Source organism: Streptomyces litchfieldiae, from assembly GCF_031845365.1.
Classification (GTDB): domain Bacteria; phylum Actinomycetota; class Actinomycetes; order Streptomycetales; family Streptomycetaceae; genus Streptomyces; species Streptomyces litchfieldiae.
The window spans coordinates 14512-29079 of sequence record NZ_JAVREL010000026.1 but is presented as its reverse complement, the minus strand read 5'-3'; the positions used below and the strand labels follow the sequence as shown (position 1 = coordinate 29079).

14 protein-coding genes and 1 pseudogene are annotated in these 14568 nt (G+C 72.4%); 6 read left to right on the top strand and 9 right to left on the bottom strand.

Annotation, left to right across the window (positions count from 1 at the left end; all coding sequences use genetic code 11):
* Positions 1-73 precede the first annotated feature (73 nt).
* Together RM590_RS31040 and RM590_RS31035 are read right to left on the bottom strand one after the other, a co-directional pair.
* Positions 74-778, bottom strand: coding sequence for an alpha/beta fold hydrolase (locus tag RM590_RS31040; protein WP_311708106.1), 705 nt, complete (start codon positions 776-778; stop codon positions 74-76).
* Positions 779-966: 188 nt separating this feature from the next.
* On the bottom strand, positions 967-1464 hold the full coding sequence (locus tag RM590_RS31035; protein WP_311708105.1) for a MarR family winged helix-turn-helix transcriptional regulator: 498 nt from the start codon (positions 1462-1464) through the stop codon (positions 967-969).
* Between the two features lie 87 nt (positions 1465-1551).
* Here RM590_RS31035 and RM590_RS31030 point away from each other — a divergent pair, with 87 nt between their 5' ends.
* The 4 genes from RM590_RS31030 (at position 1552) to RM590_RS31015 (ending at position 5277) form a co-directional block, all read left to right on the top strand.
* The gene (locus tag RM590_RS31030) at positions 1552-2385 is read left to right on the top strand and encodes a trans-aconitate 2-methyltransferase (RefSeq protein ID WP_311708104.1); all 834 of its coding nucleotides are present in this window, start codon (positions 1552-1554) and stop codon (positions 2383-2385) included.
* The gene (locus tag RM590_RS31025; RefSeq protein ID WP_311708103.1) at positions 2382-2747 is read left to right on the top strand and encodes a VOC family protein; all 366 of its coding nucleotides are present in this window, start codon (positions 2382-2384) and stop codon (positions 2745-2747) included. Before RM590_RS31030 ends, RM590_RS31025 begins: the two co-directional genes overlap by 4 nt.
* A gap of 119 nt (positions 2748-2866) precedes the next feature.
* The gene (locus RM590_RS31020; protein WP_311708102.1) at positions 2867-4750 is read left to right on the top strand and encodes a rhamnogalacturonan lyase; all 1884 of its coding nucleotides are present in this window, start codon (positions 2867-2869) and stop codon (positions 4748-4750) included.
* Between the two features lie 113 nt (positions 4751-4863).
* A complete protein-coding gene (locus RM590_RS31015) occupies positions 4864-5277 on the top strand; it encodes a rodlin (protein WP_311708101.1) in 414 nt (137 codons plus the stop codon).
* 107 nt (positions 5278-5384) lie between these two features.
* Here the strand turns inward: RM590_RS31015 and RM590_RS31010 are convergent, their stop codons facing one another.
* Both RM590_RS31010 and RM590_RS31005 read right to left on the bottom strand, forming a co-directional pair.
* Positions 5385-6065 carry a TetR/AcrR family transcriptional regulator gene (locus RM590_RS31010; protein ID WP_311708100.1) on the bottom strand — a complete coding sequence of 227 codons (681 nt, stop codon included), beginning with the start codon at positions 6063-6065 and terminating at the stop codon, positions 5385-5387.
* Between the two features lie 7 nt (positions 6066-6072).
* The gene (locus RM590_RS31005; RefSeq protein ID WP_311708099.1) at positions 6073-7095 is read right to left on the bottom strand and encodes an acyl-CoA desaturase; all 1023 of its coding nucleotides are present in this window, start codon (positions 7093-7095) and stop codon (positions 6073-6075) included.
* A gap of 233 nt (positions 7096-7328) precedes the next feature.
* Here RM590_RS31005 and ppc point away from each other — a divergent pair, with 233 nt between their 5' ends.
* Positions 7329-10115 (top strand): phosphoenolpyruvate carboxylase, encoded by a 2787-nt coding sequence (gene ppc / locus RM590_RS31000; RefSeq protein ID WP_394814009.1) that lies wholly within the window; start codon positions 7329-7331, stop codon positions 10113-10115.
* 66 nt (positions 10116-10181) lie between these two features.
* Here ppc and RM590_RS30995 read toward each other — a convergent pair whose 3' ends face one another.
* Positions 10182-11195, bottom strand: coding sequence for a GlxA family transcriptional regulator (locus RM590_RS30995; RefSeq protein WP_311708098.1), 1014 nt, complete (start codon positions 11193-11195; stop codon positions 10182-10184).
* Between RM590_RS30995 and RM590_RS30990 the strand changes: the two are divergent.
* A pseudogene (locus tag RM590_RS30990) lies at positions 11188-12551 on the top strand (MFS transporter). The gene RM590_RS30995 and the pseudogene RM590_RS30990 overlap by 8 nt on opposite strands.
* A 31-nt stretch (positions 12552-12582) precedes the next feature.
* On the opposite strand, the gene RM590_RS30985 reads toward RM590_RS30990, so the two are convergent.
* From RM590_RS30985 to pth, 4 genes are all read right to left on the bottom strand, one after another.
* Positions 12583-12870, bottom strand: a complete 288-nt coding sequence (locus RM590_RS30985; protein WP_311708097.1) for an LPXTG cell wall anchor domain-containing protein — start codon at positions 12868-12870, stop codon at positions 12583-12585.
* A gap of 22 nt (positions 12871-12892) precedes the next feature.
* Positions 12893-13246 (bottom strand): hypothetical protein, encoded by a 354-nt coding sequence (locus tag RM590_RS30980; protein ID WP_311708096.1) that lies wholly within the window; start codon positions 13244-13246, stop codon positions 12893-12895.
* 155 nt (positions 13247-13401) lie between these two features.
* Positions 13402-13914 carry a hypothetical protein gene (locus tag RM590_RS30975; RefSeq protein ID WP_311708095.1) on the bottom strand — a complete coding sequence of 171 codons (513 nt, stop codon included), beginning with the start codon at positions 13912-13914 and terminating at the stop codon, positions 13402-13404.
* A gap of 57 nt (positions 13915-13971) precedes the next feature.
* Positions 13972-14559: an aminoacyl-tRNA hydrolase gene (gene pth, locus RM590_RS30970; protein ID WP_311708094.1), complete on the bottom strand. Its 588-nt coding sequence runs from the start codon at positions 14557-14559 to the stop codon at positions 13972-13974.
* Between the last annotated feature and the right edge of the window lie 9 nt (positions 14560-14568).

Sequence of the window (14568 nt, the reverse complement as noted above, 5' to 3'; positions counted from 1 at the left end):
CGCGCCCGTCAGGCGTTCGCGAGACGCGTCGCTGCGAGGCAGGCGCGGCGCGTTGGCCCGGCGAGTGTGCCGCTCAGCGTTCGCGCAGGAAGCCGGTCACGGCCTCGGTGAACGCCTCGGGCGCCGTCTCGTGCACCCGGTGGCCCGCCGGGATCGTGACGAGCCGGCCGCCGGGGATGCGGCCGGCCATCTCGGCGATCCAGTCCTGCCGCAACTGGCTCGCCGCGCCCCCGGCCACCAGCAGCGTGCGCGCGGTGATCCCGTCCAGCAGGCCGGGCCAGGCCGGGTCCGGGGTGTCCACCTGCGCCTTGATGGCGGGCACGACCGGCCAGTCGTAGGGCACCGGGTGGTCCGGCCGCGCCGGGGCGGAGGGCTGCCGCGGGAACGGCGGCGGGGCCTCCTCCAGCACCAGCCGGTCCACCCGTTCGGGGTGCCCGGCGGCCAGCAGGTAGGACACCACGCCGCCCAGCGAGTGCCCGACCAGGGACGCCCGGGCGATGCCGAGGGCGTTCAGGAAGCCGAGCACGTCGTCCCGCATCAGCTCGAACGAGTAGGTCCCGGGCCAGTCGCTGCGCCCGTGGCCGCGCAGGTCCGGCACATACACGTGCCAGTGCCGGGCGAACGCGGGCAGCACCGTGTGCCAGTCGGTGGCGTCCTTGCCCAGGGCGTGCAGCAGGAGCAGCGGGGGCGCGCCGGGATCGCCCGCGGTCTCGTAGGCCAGCCGCACCGGGCCGGCGTCGACGAACCGGACGTCCGCGCGTTCGGAGTGGGTGGCCATGGGAGGAGCCAGGTCCTGTCCGGTCGGTCTTGTCGGATCAGCCCGCGGCGTCAGATGGGGTCGATCGCAAGGCGGAGTATCGCAGCTCGTACTTGATCGTACTCGCGCGATGCGACAACGCAGCGAGTGGCCGTAGCTGGCGTCGCGGGCCCGGCAAGACCGGCCGGGCAGGGCCTAGTACTACAGGGCTAGATCGGAGTGTTGTCGAAGGGAGCGGTCAGGACCCGCAGCAGGGCGGCCAGCTCCCGCCGCTGGGCGGCGGTGAGGTCGCCCAGCAGGGCGCGCTCCTGGGCCAGCAGCCCGGCCAGCGCCTCGTCCGCGTGCCGCTGGCCGCCGGCCGTCAGCCGCACCAGCACCCCGCGCCGGTCGCTGGGGTCGGGCAGCCGCTCGACCAGGCCGCGCTTGGCCAGCCGGTCGATACGGTTGGTCATGGTGCCGGAGGTGACCAGCGTCTGGGTCAGCAACTGGCCGGGCGAGAGCTGGTACGGGTCGCCGGCCCGGCGCAGCGCGGTGAGGACGTCGAACTCCCAGGGCTCAAGCTGGTGTTCGGCGAAGGCCAGGCGGCGCGCCCGGTCCAGGTGGCGCGCCAGCCTGCTCACCCGGCTGAGCACCTCCAGCGGCTCCACGTCGAGATCGGGTCGCTCGCGCCGCCAGGCGGCGACCAGCCGGTCAACCTCGTCCTCCATGGGGTCAGTCTAGTTGTTGTGTCGATATGAAGTCTCACGATATCAAGCCTCTTGACATCAAGATAAACCCGCGGGCAGGATCCCCGCATGGCACACGCATCGCAGCCCACCCGATGGGACCCCGCCCAGTACGAACGGCACAGCACCCACCGCCGCCGCGCGCTGCGCGACCTGCTCGCCCAGGTGCCGCCGCTGCCCGCCGCGCCCCGCGTCGCCGACCTCGGCTGCGGCCCCGGCCGCCCCAGCCTGCCGCTCGTCGAGCGATGGCCGGACGCCCGCGTCACCGGCTTCGACAACTCCCCGGAGATGCTCGCCGAGGCCGCCGGGCACGCCGGCCCGACACCCGGCGGCGGCTCGCTCACGTTCGCGCGCGCCGACCTCGCCGAGTGGCGCCCGGCCGAGCCGTTCGACCTGATCGTCTCCAACGCGGCGCTCCAGTGGGTGCCCGGCCACGCCGAGCGGTTCCCCGACTGGGTCGCCGGCCTCGCGCCCGGCGGCGTGCTGGCGTTCCAGCTCCCGGGAAACCTTTCGGCCCCCAGTCATGTGCTGATGCGCGAGCTGTGCGCCTCCCCGCGCTGGCGCGACCGGCTGGGCGGCATCACACGCGGCCCGGACGCCGTGCTCTCCCCGGCCGAGTACTACGACGCGCTCACCGCGCTGGACTGCGCGGCGGACGTGTGGGAGACCGCCTATCTCCAGGTGCTGCCCGGCGAGGACGCGGTGCTGGACTGGGTCAAGGGCACCGGGCTGCGTCCCGTGCTGACCGCTCTGGAGAACGACCCCGACGCGCGCGACGCGTTCCTCGCCGAGTACCGCGACGCCCTGCGCGCGGCCTACCCGCCGGGGCGCGGCGGCACCCTCTTCCCGTTCCGCCGCGTCTTCGCCGTCGCCCGCCGGACGGAACGCCGGGCGGCACGATGATCACCGGGCTCGACCATGTGCAGCTCGCCATGCCACCCGGCGCCGAGGAGACGGCCCGCGCGTTCTACGGCGGCGTGCTCGGGATGGCCGAGCGGCCCAAGCCGCCGGGCCTGGCCGACCGCGGCGGCTGCTGGTTCGCGGCGGGCGGCTGCGTGCTGCACCTGGGGGTGGAGGCCGGCTTCCGCCCCGCCCGCAAGGCGCACCCGGGCATCCTGGTGACTGGCATCGACGCGTTCGCCGCCCGGCTCGAAGCTGCCGGCGCCCCCGTGACCTGGGACGACCATCTGCCGGGCCACCGGCGCTTCCACAGCGCCGACCCGTTCGGCAACCGCCTGGAGTTCCTGGCGCCGGCCACTGGCTGAGACCCCGTCGGCACCGGGCCGGTGAATCGTTACAAAAGGCGGCTCCTCCACGGCAACCTTTCCGCCGGTCGCGGCGACTTCACTGCGCCCATCGACGGCACCCCCCACGAGGAGGAAACGTGTCTGCAGCGCAAAGACGCCCCCGGACACTGATCGGCACGGTGCTCGCCGGCGTCGCCCTGGCCGCCGGACTCGCCGCGGGTCCGCCCGCCGCGTCCGCCGCGGACCCCGCCGAGAGCGACCCCGCGGTCCTGGCCCAGCTCGAGAGCCTGGACCGCGGCCTGGTCAGCGTGCACACCGGCAACGACAACCTGGTGAGCTGGCGCTATCTGGCCAGCGACCCCGACAACGTCGCGTTCAACGTCTACCGCGGCGACGTCAAGGTGAACGACCAGCCCATCACCAACTCGACCAACTTCCTGCACCGCGACGCCCCCAACAGCGCCGACTACCGCGTCCGCGCGGTCGTCAACGGCGTGGAGCAGGACTTCTCGCCGCACGCCATCCAGTTCCGCCCCGGCTACTACGACGTCCCGATCCAGCCCCCGGCTGGCGGCACCGTCAACGGCTCCGGCTACACCTACGAGGCCAACGACGCCTCCGTGGGCGACCTCGACGGCAACGGCACGCTGGAGTTCGTCCTCAAGTGGCAGCCGACCAACGCCAAGGACAACTCCCAGTCCGGCTACACCGGCAACACCATCATCGACGCCTACACCCTCTCCGGGCAGCGGATGTGGCGCATCGACCTCGGCCGCAACATCCGCTCCGGCGCGCACTACACCCAGTTCCAGGTCTTCGACTACGACGGCGACGGCCGCGCCGAGGTGGTCATGAAGACCGCCGACGGCACCGTCTCCGGCACCGGCCAGGTGATCGGCAACGGCAGCGCCGACTACCGCAACTCCAGCGGCTACATCCTGGAGGGACCCGAGTACCTGACCGTCTTCGACGGCCGCACCGGCGCCGCGCTGGCCACCACGGACTATGTGCCGGCCCGCGGCAACGTGTCCTCCTGGGGCGACAACTACGGCAACCGCGTGGACCGCTTCCTGGCCGGCACCGCCTACCTCGACGGCGACCGCCCGTCGATCATCATGGCCCGCGGCTACTACACGCGGACCGTCATCGCGGCCTGGGACTTCCGCAACGGCTCCCTGACTCGCCGCTGGACGTTCGACACCAACAGCTCCACCAACGTCGGCCAGGGCTACGACGGGCAGGGCAGCCACAGCCTGTCCATCGGCGACATCGACCGCGACGGCCGTGACGAGATCGTCTACGGCTCGATGGCCGTGGACGACAACGGCTGGGGCATGTGGACGACCCGCACCGGCCACGGCGACGCCCAGCACCTCGGCGACTTCGACCTGAACGACCCGGGCCTGGAGTACTTCAAGGTGTCCGAGTCCAGCAGCCAGCCCTCGTCGCTGCGCATCGAGCCCATGAACGGCCAGCGCGGCTGGCAGACCGCCAGCGGCGGCGACAACGGCCGCGGTGTGGCCGGGGACATCTACGCGGGCAACGCGGGCGCCGAGTTCTGGTCGGCGGCCGACACCACCCTGCGCAACCTGGCCGGCGGATCCGTGGGCCGCGAGCCCTCCAGCATCAACTTCCTGAGCTGGTGGGACGGCGACCTGACGCGGGAGCTACTGGACGGCACGCGCATCGACAAGTACGGCACCGGCGGCGACACCCGGCTGCTGACCGGCTCGAACGTGGCGTCCAACAACGGCACCAAGGCCACCCCCGCGCTGTCCGGCGACATCCTGGGCGACTGGCGCGAGGAGGTCGTCTGGCGCACCAGCGACAACCGGGCGCTGCGCATCTACTCCACTCCGCACGAGACCTCGCACCGGATCACCACCCTGCTCCAGGACCGGCAGTACCGCACCGGCCTGGCGTGGCAGAACACCGCCTACAACCAGCCTCCGCACCCCAGCTTCTACCTCGGCGCCGGAATGGGCACCGCTCCTCGCCCGCAGGCGTCAACTGCCCGCTGAAAGGGCAACGAGTTTGGGCGAAACGGGTGAACGGCGGCAACCGAATCGGTCCGTAAGCGTTGTGCAGGTCGCTCCATGAACAGGGCATTCCAAGAACCCGGAAGGACGATCTAGTGATCAAGAAGACGCTTGCCACGGTTGCCGTCGCGGCTGGAGTCGTCGGCTCGGTGGGCCTCGCCGCCTCCCCGGCCCTGGCCATCGGCGGGGACAACGAGAACGGCTCGCGCACCATCAACGGCAACGGCGCCGACCAGGTGTACGGCAACACCACCACCGGCGGCTACATGAGCCCGAACATCTCCCTGATCAACGGCTCGCTCAACAAGCCCTGCGTCGCGGTTCCGATCAAGGACATCCAGAACGTCGTCAACGTCCTCGCCATCCCGATCGGCGTTCAGGACGTCCTCAGCAGCGAGAACGGTCAGTACTGCACCGAGAACTCCACGCAGACCGACGGCGACGACCCGCTGTCGCACCTGCTGTCGGACCTCTCGCTGCTGTCGGAGAACGGCGTCAGCAAGCACTGAGCCGGCCGGAGCCGACTGGTCCGCGGACTCCGGGTTCTTCGGCCTTCTGACCGGGGCTCCGCACCCCACGACCCCCTCCCCGGGAGCATTCCGGGGAGGGGGTCGCGTCATGTCCGGCGCCGGCCCACCAGCCGCGGGTGGTGCTCCAGGCCCTGGAGCCCGTGCCAGGCCAGGTTCACCAGGTGGGCGGCGACCTCCGACTTCTTCGGCTTGCGGACGTTCAGCCACCACTGGCCGGTCAGCGCCACCATCCCGACCAGCGCCGCCGCGTACATCGGGGCCAGCTTGGGGTCGTAGCCCCGGCTCTTGAACTCCAGGCCCAGGATGTCCTCGACCTGGGTCGCGATGTCCCCGATGAGCGAGGCGAACGTCCCCGTGGACTGCGCCACGGGGGAGTCCCGCACCAGAATGTGGAAGCCGTCGGTGTACTGCTCGATGTAGTCGAGCAGGGCGAACGCCGCCTGCTCCAGCAGCTCCCGCGGGTGTCCCGCGGTCAGCGCGCCGGTGACCATGGACAGCAGGCGGCTCATCTCGCGGTCCACGACCACCGCGTAGAGGCCCTCCTTGCCGCCGAAATGCTCATAGACCACCGGCTTGGAGACGCCGGCCTTCGCCGCGATCTCCTCCACCGAGGTGCCCTCGAAGCCGCGCTCGGCGAAGAGGGAGCGCCCGATGTCCAGCAACTGCTCCCGGCGCTCGGTGCCGGTCATGCGCCGGCGGGTCCGCCGCGGCGCGCGCGTCGGCCTGTCCTTGCCACTGTCCTTGGTGCTGCTGCTCTCGGTCGCCACGCCCCCATCATGCCGCCTGGGCAGCGCGCGCTTCTTTCCTGTTTTCCCGCCGACTTCTGCCGGAAGTGTTCCGCTTGGCGTCGATACGTGACTGTTTCGGCCAGCGCACGTCGTAGGCCCAGCCGGCCTTCTCGAACCAGCGGATCAGCCGGGCACTGGAATCCACCTGCCCCCGGTCGACCCCGTGCCGGGCGCACGTCGGGTCCGCGTGATGCAGGTTGTGCCAGGACTCGCCGCAGGAGAGCACGGCCAGCCACCACACGTTCCCCGACCGGTCGCGGGACTTGAACGGCTGCTTTCCGGTGGCGTGGCAGATCGAGTTGATCGACCAGGTGACGTGGTGCAGCAGCGCGACCCGCACCAGCGAGCCCCAGAAGAACGCGCTCAGCGCGCCCTGCCAGGACCAGGTGAGCAGGCCGCCCAGCAGCGGGGGAGTGGCCAGCGACACCACGGTCCACAGCACGAACTGGCGGGAGATCCGCCGCAGATCCGGGTCCTTGATCAGATCGGGCGCGTAACGGTGCTGCGGCGTCTGCTCGGTGTCGAACATCCAGCCCATGTGCGCCCACCACAGCCCCTTGAGCAGGGCGGGCACCGTCTCCCCGTACCGCCAGGGCGAGTGCGGGTCGCCCTCCGCGTCCGAGTGCTTGTGGTGCTTGCGGTGGTCGGCGACCCAGCGCACCAGCGGGCCCTCCACGGCCAGCGAGCCCGCGATGGCGAGCGCGACGCGCAGCGGGCGCCGCGCCTTGAACGAGCCATGGGTGAAGTACCGGTGGAAGCCCACGGTGATCCCGTGGCAGCCGATGAAGTAGAAGACCACCAGCAGCGCGAGATCCAGCCAGCTCACGCCCCAGCCCCAGGCGAGCGGGACGGCGGCCAGCAGGGCCAGGAAGGGGACAGTGATGAACAGCAGCAGCGCGATCTGCTCCACCGAGCGGCGCCGCTCGCCGCCCAGGGTCGCGGACGGCAGCGGGGCGCCGGCCGGATCCGCCGCCCGGGGGGAGGGTACGAGGTCTGGGGAAGTGGACATGTGCGGTTCCTCGGGGAGGCGCATGTTTAGGAAGGCTTCAGCCACCTACGGCACCGTAACCTACGGCGTCGTAAGTATGGCAGTTCGCTACGGTGTCACAAGGCCCTCAACCCCTGGCGACGGCGATGTGGCCAGGCCGTGGCGCACTCTCATTACGATGGTTCATGTCGGACAGCGCGGTCCGTAACGTGCCAACGTCCTGCCAGAAGAGTCCGCTGCGAGGAGCCGCAACCGTGAGCAGTCCCGACCGCCAGAGCCGGCCCGAGTCCTCCGTCGACACCGAAATCCCGGACAAGAAGGGAGCGCCGCGCAGCAGCAGCGCGTTGCGCGCCGACATCCGCCGGCTCGGTGACCTGCTGGGGGAGACGCTGGTACGCCAGGACGGCCCCGAACTTCTCGATCTCGTCGAGCGGGTCCGCGCCCTGACCCGCAGCGACGGCGAGGCCGCCGCCCGGCTGCTGGGCGAGACCGACCTGGCCACCGCCGCCAAGCTGGTGCGGGCCTTCTCCACCTACTTCCACCTGGCCAACGTCACCGAGCAGGTGCACCGCGGCCGGGAGCTGCGCGAGCGCCGGGCCGTCCAGGGCGGGGAGCTGTCCCGCACCGCGGACATGCTCAAGGACGCCGACCCCGCCCACCTGCGGCAGACCGTCGCCAACCTGGGCGTGCGGCCGGTGTTCACCGCGCACCCCACCGAGGCCGCGCGCCGTTCCGTGCTGACCAAGCTCCGCCAGATCGCCGAGCTGCTGGACCACCCCGAGTCCGAGCACGGCGGCGACCGGCGCCGCACCGATCTGCGGCTCGCGGAGAACATCGACCTGATCTGGCAGACCGACGAACTGCGCGTGGCCCGCCCCGAGCCCGCCGACGAGGCGCGCAACGCCGTCTACTACCTGGACGAGCTGCACGCCGGCGCCGTCGAGGACGTGCTGGAGGACCTGGCCGCCGAGCTGGACCGGGCCGGGGCGCCGCTGCCCTCCGGCAGCCGGCCGCTGACGTTCGGCACCTGGATCGGCGGCGACCGCGACGGCAACCCGAACGTCACCCCCGAGGTGACCTGGGAGGTGCTGCTGCTCCAGCACGAGCACGGCATCACCAGCGCGCTGCGCCACATCGACGAGCTGCGCAGCGCCCTGTCCAGCTCCATCCGCAACTCCGGCGCCAGCCAGGAGCTGCTGGACTCGCTGGCCCGCGACCTGGAGGCGCTGCCGGAGATCACCCCGCGCTACAAGCGGCTCAACGCGGAGGAGCCGTACCGGCTGAAGGTCACCTGCATCCGGCAGAAGCTGGTCAACACCCGCGCCCGGCTGAAGGACGACACCCCGCACGTGCCCGGCCGGGACTACCGGGGCACCGGCGACCTGCTGGACGACCTGCGGATCGTGCAGATCTCGCTGCGCGAGCACCGCGGCGAGCTGATCGCCGACGGCCGGGTGGAGCGGCTGACGCGCACGGTGGCCGCGTTCGGGCTCCAGCTCGCCACGATGGACGTCCGCGAGCACGCCGACGCCCACCACCACGCGTTGGGCCAGCTCTTCGACCGGCTCGGCGAGGAGTCCTGGCGGTACGCCGACATGCCGCGCGAGTACCGCACCAAGCTGCTGGCCAAGGAGCTGCGCTCGCGCCGCCCGCTGGCCTCGTCGCCGCCGCCGCTGGATGCCGCGGGCGCCAAGACGCTGAACGTGTTCACGACCGTGCGCCGGGCGCTGGACACGTTCGGGCCCGAGGTCATCGAGTCGTACATCATCTCGATGTGCCAGGGCGCGGACGACGTGTTCGCGGCGGCCGTGCTGGCGCGCGAGGCGGGCCTGATCGATCTGCACGCCGGGTGGGCGCGCATCGGCATCGTGCCGCTGCTGGAGACCACCGACGAGCTGCGGATCGCGGACGAGCTGCTGGACGCGATGCTGTCCGACCCCTCCTACCGCCGGCTGGTGTCGCTGCGGGACGACGTGCAGGAGGTCATGCTCGGCTACAGCGACTCCTCGAAGTTCGGCGGCATCACCACCTCGCAGTGGGAGATCCACCGCGCCCAGCGGCGGCTGCGCGACGTCGCGCACCGGCACGGCGTGCGGCTGCGGCTCTTCCACGGCCGCGGCGGCACGGTCGGCCGGGGCGGCGGCCCGACCCACGACGCGATCCTCGCCCAGCCCTGGGGCACGCTGGAGGGTGAGATCAAGGTCACCGAGCAGGGCGAGGTCATCTCCGACAAGTACCTGGTGCCCTCCCTGGCCCGGGAGAACCTGGAGCTGACGGTCGCCGCGACGCTCCAGGCGTCCGCGATGCACACCGCCCCGCGCCAGTCGCAGGAGGCGCTGGCCCGCTGGGACGCGGCGATGGACACCGTGTCGCACGTGGCGCACAGCGCCTACCGCAAGCTGGTGGAGGACCCGGACCTGCCGGCGTACTTCTTCGCCTCCACCCCGGTGGACCAGCTCGCCGAGCTGCACCTGGGCTCCCGGCCCTCGCGCCGCCCGGACAGCGGCGCGGGCCTGGACGGGCTGCGGGCCATCCCGTGGGTGTTCGGCTGGACGCAGTCGCGGCAGATCGTGCCGGGCTGGTTCGGCGTGGGCTCCGGCCTGCGGGCCGCCCGCGAGGCCGGTCTGGAGGACGTGCTGGCCGAGGCGTTCGAGCACTGGCACTTCCTGCGGAACTTCCTGTCCAACGTCGAGATGACGCTCGCCAAGACGGATCTGCGGATCGCCCGGCACTACGTGGACACGCTGGTGCCGGACGAGCTCAAGCACGTCTTCGAGACGATCGAGGCCGAGCACGCGCTGACCGTGGCCGAGGTGCTGCGCATCACCGGCGAGCGCGAGCTGCTGGACGCCAACCCGGCCCTCCAGCGCACGCTGGGCATCCGGGACGCCTATCTGGACCCGATCTCCTACCTCCAGGTGACGCTGCTGCACCGGCAGCGGGAGGCGGCCCGGCGCGGCGAGGAGCCCGACCAGTTGCTGTCGCGCGCGCTGCTGCTGACGGTCAACGGCGTGGCAGCGGGCCTGCGCAACACCGGCTGACCCCAACCTCACCCGTGCCCGGGGCGCCGCGCATTCCGCGCGGCGCCCCGGGCGCGTTTCACGCCCCTATCCCGCCGCGCGGAACGTGCGGCGGTAGGCGCTGGGGGAGACGCCCAGCACCGCCTGGAGGTGCTGGCGCAGCGAGGCCGCCGTGCCGAACCCGGCCTCGCGGGCGATCCGGTCCACCGGCAGATCGCTCTCCTCCAGCAGTTGCCGGGCCCGCTCCACGCGCTGCCGGATGAGCCACCGCTGCGGCGAGACGCAGGTCTCCTCCCGGAAGCGGCGGGTGAACGTCCGCACGCTCATCGACTGCTGGGCGGCCAGCTCGCGCAACGTCAGCGGCCGGTCGAGATGGGCCAGCGCGAACGTTCGCGCCCGCTCCGTGGAGTGCACGCGGGGCGCGGGCACCGGGCGTTCCACGAACTGCGCCTGGCCGCCGTCCCGGTGCGGCGGGACCACCGTGCGGCGGGCCACCGAGTTCGCCACGGCGGTGCCGAAGTCCGAGCGCACCATGTGCAGGCACAGGTCGATGCCGGAGGCGACGCCGGCCGAGGTGAGGACGCCGCCGTCCTCGGTGTAGAGGATTTCCGGGTCCAGCCTGACCCGCGGGTAGAGCGCCCTGAAGGTGTCGCAGGCGGCCCAGTGCGTGGTGGCCCGGCGGCCGTCCAGCAGCCCGGCCGCGGCCAGCACGAACGCGCCGGTGCAGATCGAGGCGATCCGGGTGCCGGGCCGGATGTGGGCCAGGGCGTCGGCCAGGTGCGCGGGCAGCCGCCCCGCGGTGTACGTCTCGTCGGTCTCGTGGGCGGCCGGCACGATCACCGTGTCGGCCTCGGCCAGCGCCTCCGGGCCGTGCTCCACGTTGATGGTGAAGTCCGCGTCGGTGCGCACCTGTCCGGGCACCGGGGTGCAGGTCACCACCTCGTACAGCAGGTCGCCGGCCGCCGTCTTCGAGCGGCCCATGATGCGGTGCGCGATGCCCAGCTCCATGGGCAGCAGGCCGTGCCGGACCAGCACGGCCACGCGATGGCGGCCCGGCCGTCGGAATACGGTCACGGCCCGATACTTGCACATCATGACCATCGGGCCACTCGTTCGGTCGGCTCCGGTCCCGCACGATCAACGGGTGACACAGACCGTCCCCGCTCAGCTCCCCGCAGCCTCCGAGTCCGCCCCCCGGGACGGCGCGCCCCGCGTCCACCCCGCCTGGTGGGTGGCGGTCGTCGCGTTTCTCGTCCTCATCGGCGCGGCCGGCTTCCGTGCCACGCCCGGCGTGCTGATCGACCCGCTGCACGACGAGTTCGGCTGGTCGCGCGGCTCGATCTCGTTCGCCGTCTCGGTCACCCTGCTGCTCTACGGCTTCACCGCGCCGTTCGCCACCGCGCTGATGGAGCGTTACGGCATCCGCCGCGTCGTCTCCGGCGCGCTGCTGCTGATATCGGCGGGCAGCGCGCTGACCGTCTTCATGACCAGCCAGTGGCAACTGTGCTGTGCTGGGGGGTGTTGGTGGGCCTGGGCGCCGGCTCGATGGCGCTGGCGTTCGCCGGAACGATCGCCGGGCGCTGGTTCGTGGCCCGGCGCGGCCTGGTCACCGGCATCCTCACGGCCGGCGGCGCGGCCGGGAATCTGGTCTTCCTGCCGCTGGTCGGCCTGCTCGCCGAGGGGCCCGGCTGGCGCGCCGCCTCGCTCACCGTCGCGCTGTGCGCGCTGGCCGTCGTGCCGCTGGTGATCTGGCTGCTGCGCGACCGGCCCGAGGACCTCGGCCTGCGCCCGTACGGCGCGGGCGAGGACTACGTCACTCCGCCGCCGCCCCCGCCCGGTGCCGCCCGCCGGACGCTCGCCGCGCTGGCCACCGCGTCCCGCACCCGGGTGTTCTGGCTGCTCGCGGGCACGTTCGCCATCTGCGGCGCGTCCACCAACGGGCTGATCGGCACGCACTTCGTGCCCGGCGCGCACGACGAGGGCATGGCCGTGCCGGTGGCGGCCTCGCTGCTCGCGGTCATCGGCATCTTCGACCTGGTCGGCACGGTCTGCTCCGGCTGGCTGACCGACCGGTACGACCCGCGCCGGCTGCTGGCCGTCTACTACGGGCTGCGCGGCGTCTCGCTGCTGTTCCTGCCGGTGCTGCTGGCGGAGAGCGTGCACCCGCCGATGCTGCTGTTCGTCGTCTTCTACGGGCTGGACTGGGTGGCCACCGTGCCGCCCACGATCGCGCTGTGCCGCGAGCACTTCGGCGCGGACGCCGGCGTCGTCTTCGGCTGGGTGCTGGCCTCGCACCAACTGGGCGCCGCCGCCGTCGCGTTCGGCGCCGGAGTGATCCGCGACACGACCGGCTCCTACGACCTGGCGTGGACGGGAGCGGGCGTCCTGTGCGCGGCGGCGGCCCTCATGATCATGGCCATCCGCCGCGGCTCACCGGCCGTCGCGCTGGCGGGGTGACGGAGCCGCGCCCCGTCACCGCGCCCGGCGATCAGCCGTTCCGGGCCGCGTTGCGGCGGCGCAGCGCCAGGTAGCCGCCGGCGCCCAGCAGGGCCGCGGCACCCGCGGCCAGCGGGACCACCGGCGTGCTCGAACCGGTCTCGGCCAGGTCGGCGTCCTCGTCCTCGGCCGGCTCGGCCTCGGGGCCCGGCGTCGGCTCCTCTTCGTCGGCGGCGGGCACCTCGTCGGTCTCCCCGTCGGGGCTGGTGCCGTCCGGGGTCTCCTCCGGGGTCTCGCCCGGCGTCGGCTCCTCGCCGTCCCCGCACTCGACCCAGAACACCTTGTGCTCGGCCTCGCCGTTCTCACCCTCGAACTGCCAGCCGGTAATGGCCGTCCGCCAGGGCGAGATCGTCGGAACGGCCGCCGCCCTCGTCGTCCAGGACCAGCGCGCCCGTCTCCGCCACGGTGTCCTGGCTGTCGGTGGGCGGCATCTCGGTGATCGTCCAGCTCACTTCCTGGGCCGCGTCGAAGCCGAAGCCCTGGAGGTAGAACTCGCAGACGTGGGGCTCGTTCCGGCGCAGCTCCTCGCCGGTCTCGGCATCGTGGATCTTCACGGTGCCGTTGTCGCCCTGGGGACTCGCCAGGGCCATCGGGGCCAGCAACAGCGTCGTGGCGGCGGCGGAGACGACCGTGGCCACGCGGATCAACTTGCGCATGGTCATCCAAATCTGGGGGCGGAATGGGAGGTTCCGGGGGGACGCCGGGCCAGCATTCAGCTCCGGCCGATTCAGGACAAGGGCGGGATGCCCCATGCGCTCCCTTGATCGCCCGATGCCCCAAAGATGACACGTAGCGATCGAGCTACGGAGGGTCAGATCCACACGGCGAACGTGACGGCCAGCACGGCCAGTCCGGCCCCCGCCACGCCCCAGGCCGTGCGGTACATCCGCAGGCCGCCGCCGATGATGACGGCCGCGAGCAGCAGGGCGCCGGTCAGTGGGAGAAAGGCGTACAGCACGCCGGCCGCGCCGGTGCGCAGCACCTCGTCGGTGCCCGGGCGCCGCACCACCGCCAGCTCCTCGCCCGGCTCGCGGGCGATCCGCTGCTCCAGCACCACCGACTCGCCGGTGGCGCTGAACGTGCCGGTGCACCGTTCCAGGTCGCAGTGGACCAGCGTCACCGTGCCGAGTTCACGCCCGTCGGTGACCACCGCGTGCCGCGCGGTATCCCAGGAGGACCAGGCGGCGGCCACGAGCAGCAGCAGGGCCAGCAGCCCCATGAACGTCATCCGGACCAGCAACAGCGCCCCGAACGCGCTCTCCCCGGCCCGGCGGGTCCGGCTGCGTCTTTGGGCGGGAGCGGGGGAGGGGGACGGCGACGACATGCCGCGCATCCTTGGCCAAGGCCCGGGGGCCGGTCAAGCCCGGCCGGACAGGCCCTACTAGCTGTTGTATGCGCTCTGTGCGCGCTCAAGTCCCTGGGTGATCAGCGCCTCGACGGCGTCGGCGGCCCGGTCCACGAAGTAGTCCAGCTCCTTGCGCTCGGCCGTGGAGAAGTCCTTCAGCACGAACGCCGCCACGTCCATCCGGCCCGGCGGGCGGCCGACGCCGAAGCGGACGCGGTAGTAGTCGCGGCCGAGCGAGGCGGTGATGGACTTCAGGCCGTTGTGCCCGTTGTCGCCGCCGCCCCGCTTCAGCCGCAACGCGCCGTATCCGATGTCCAGTTCGTCATGGATGACGACGAGGCGGGAGACGGGGATCCGGTAGAAGGTGCTGAGCGCCGACACCGGACCGCCCGACAGGTTCATGAACGACAGCGGCTTGGCCAGCACCACCCGGGGCCCGCCGGCGCCGGGCGCGCCCAGCCGCCCTTCGAGCGCCAGGGCGCGCGCCTTGTGCGCCTTGAACGTGCCGCCGACGCGGTCGGCGAGCAGGTCGGCCACCATGAAGCCGACGTTGTGCCGGTTGTCCGCGTACTGCGGCCCGGGGTTGCCCAGTCCGGCGATCAGCCAGGGTTCGTCCACGATCACAGTCTCCCA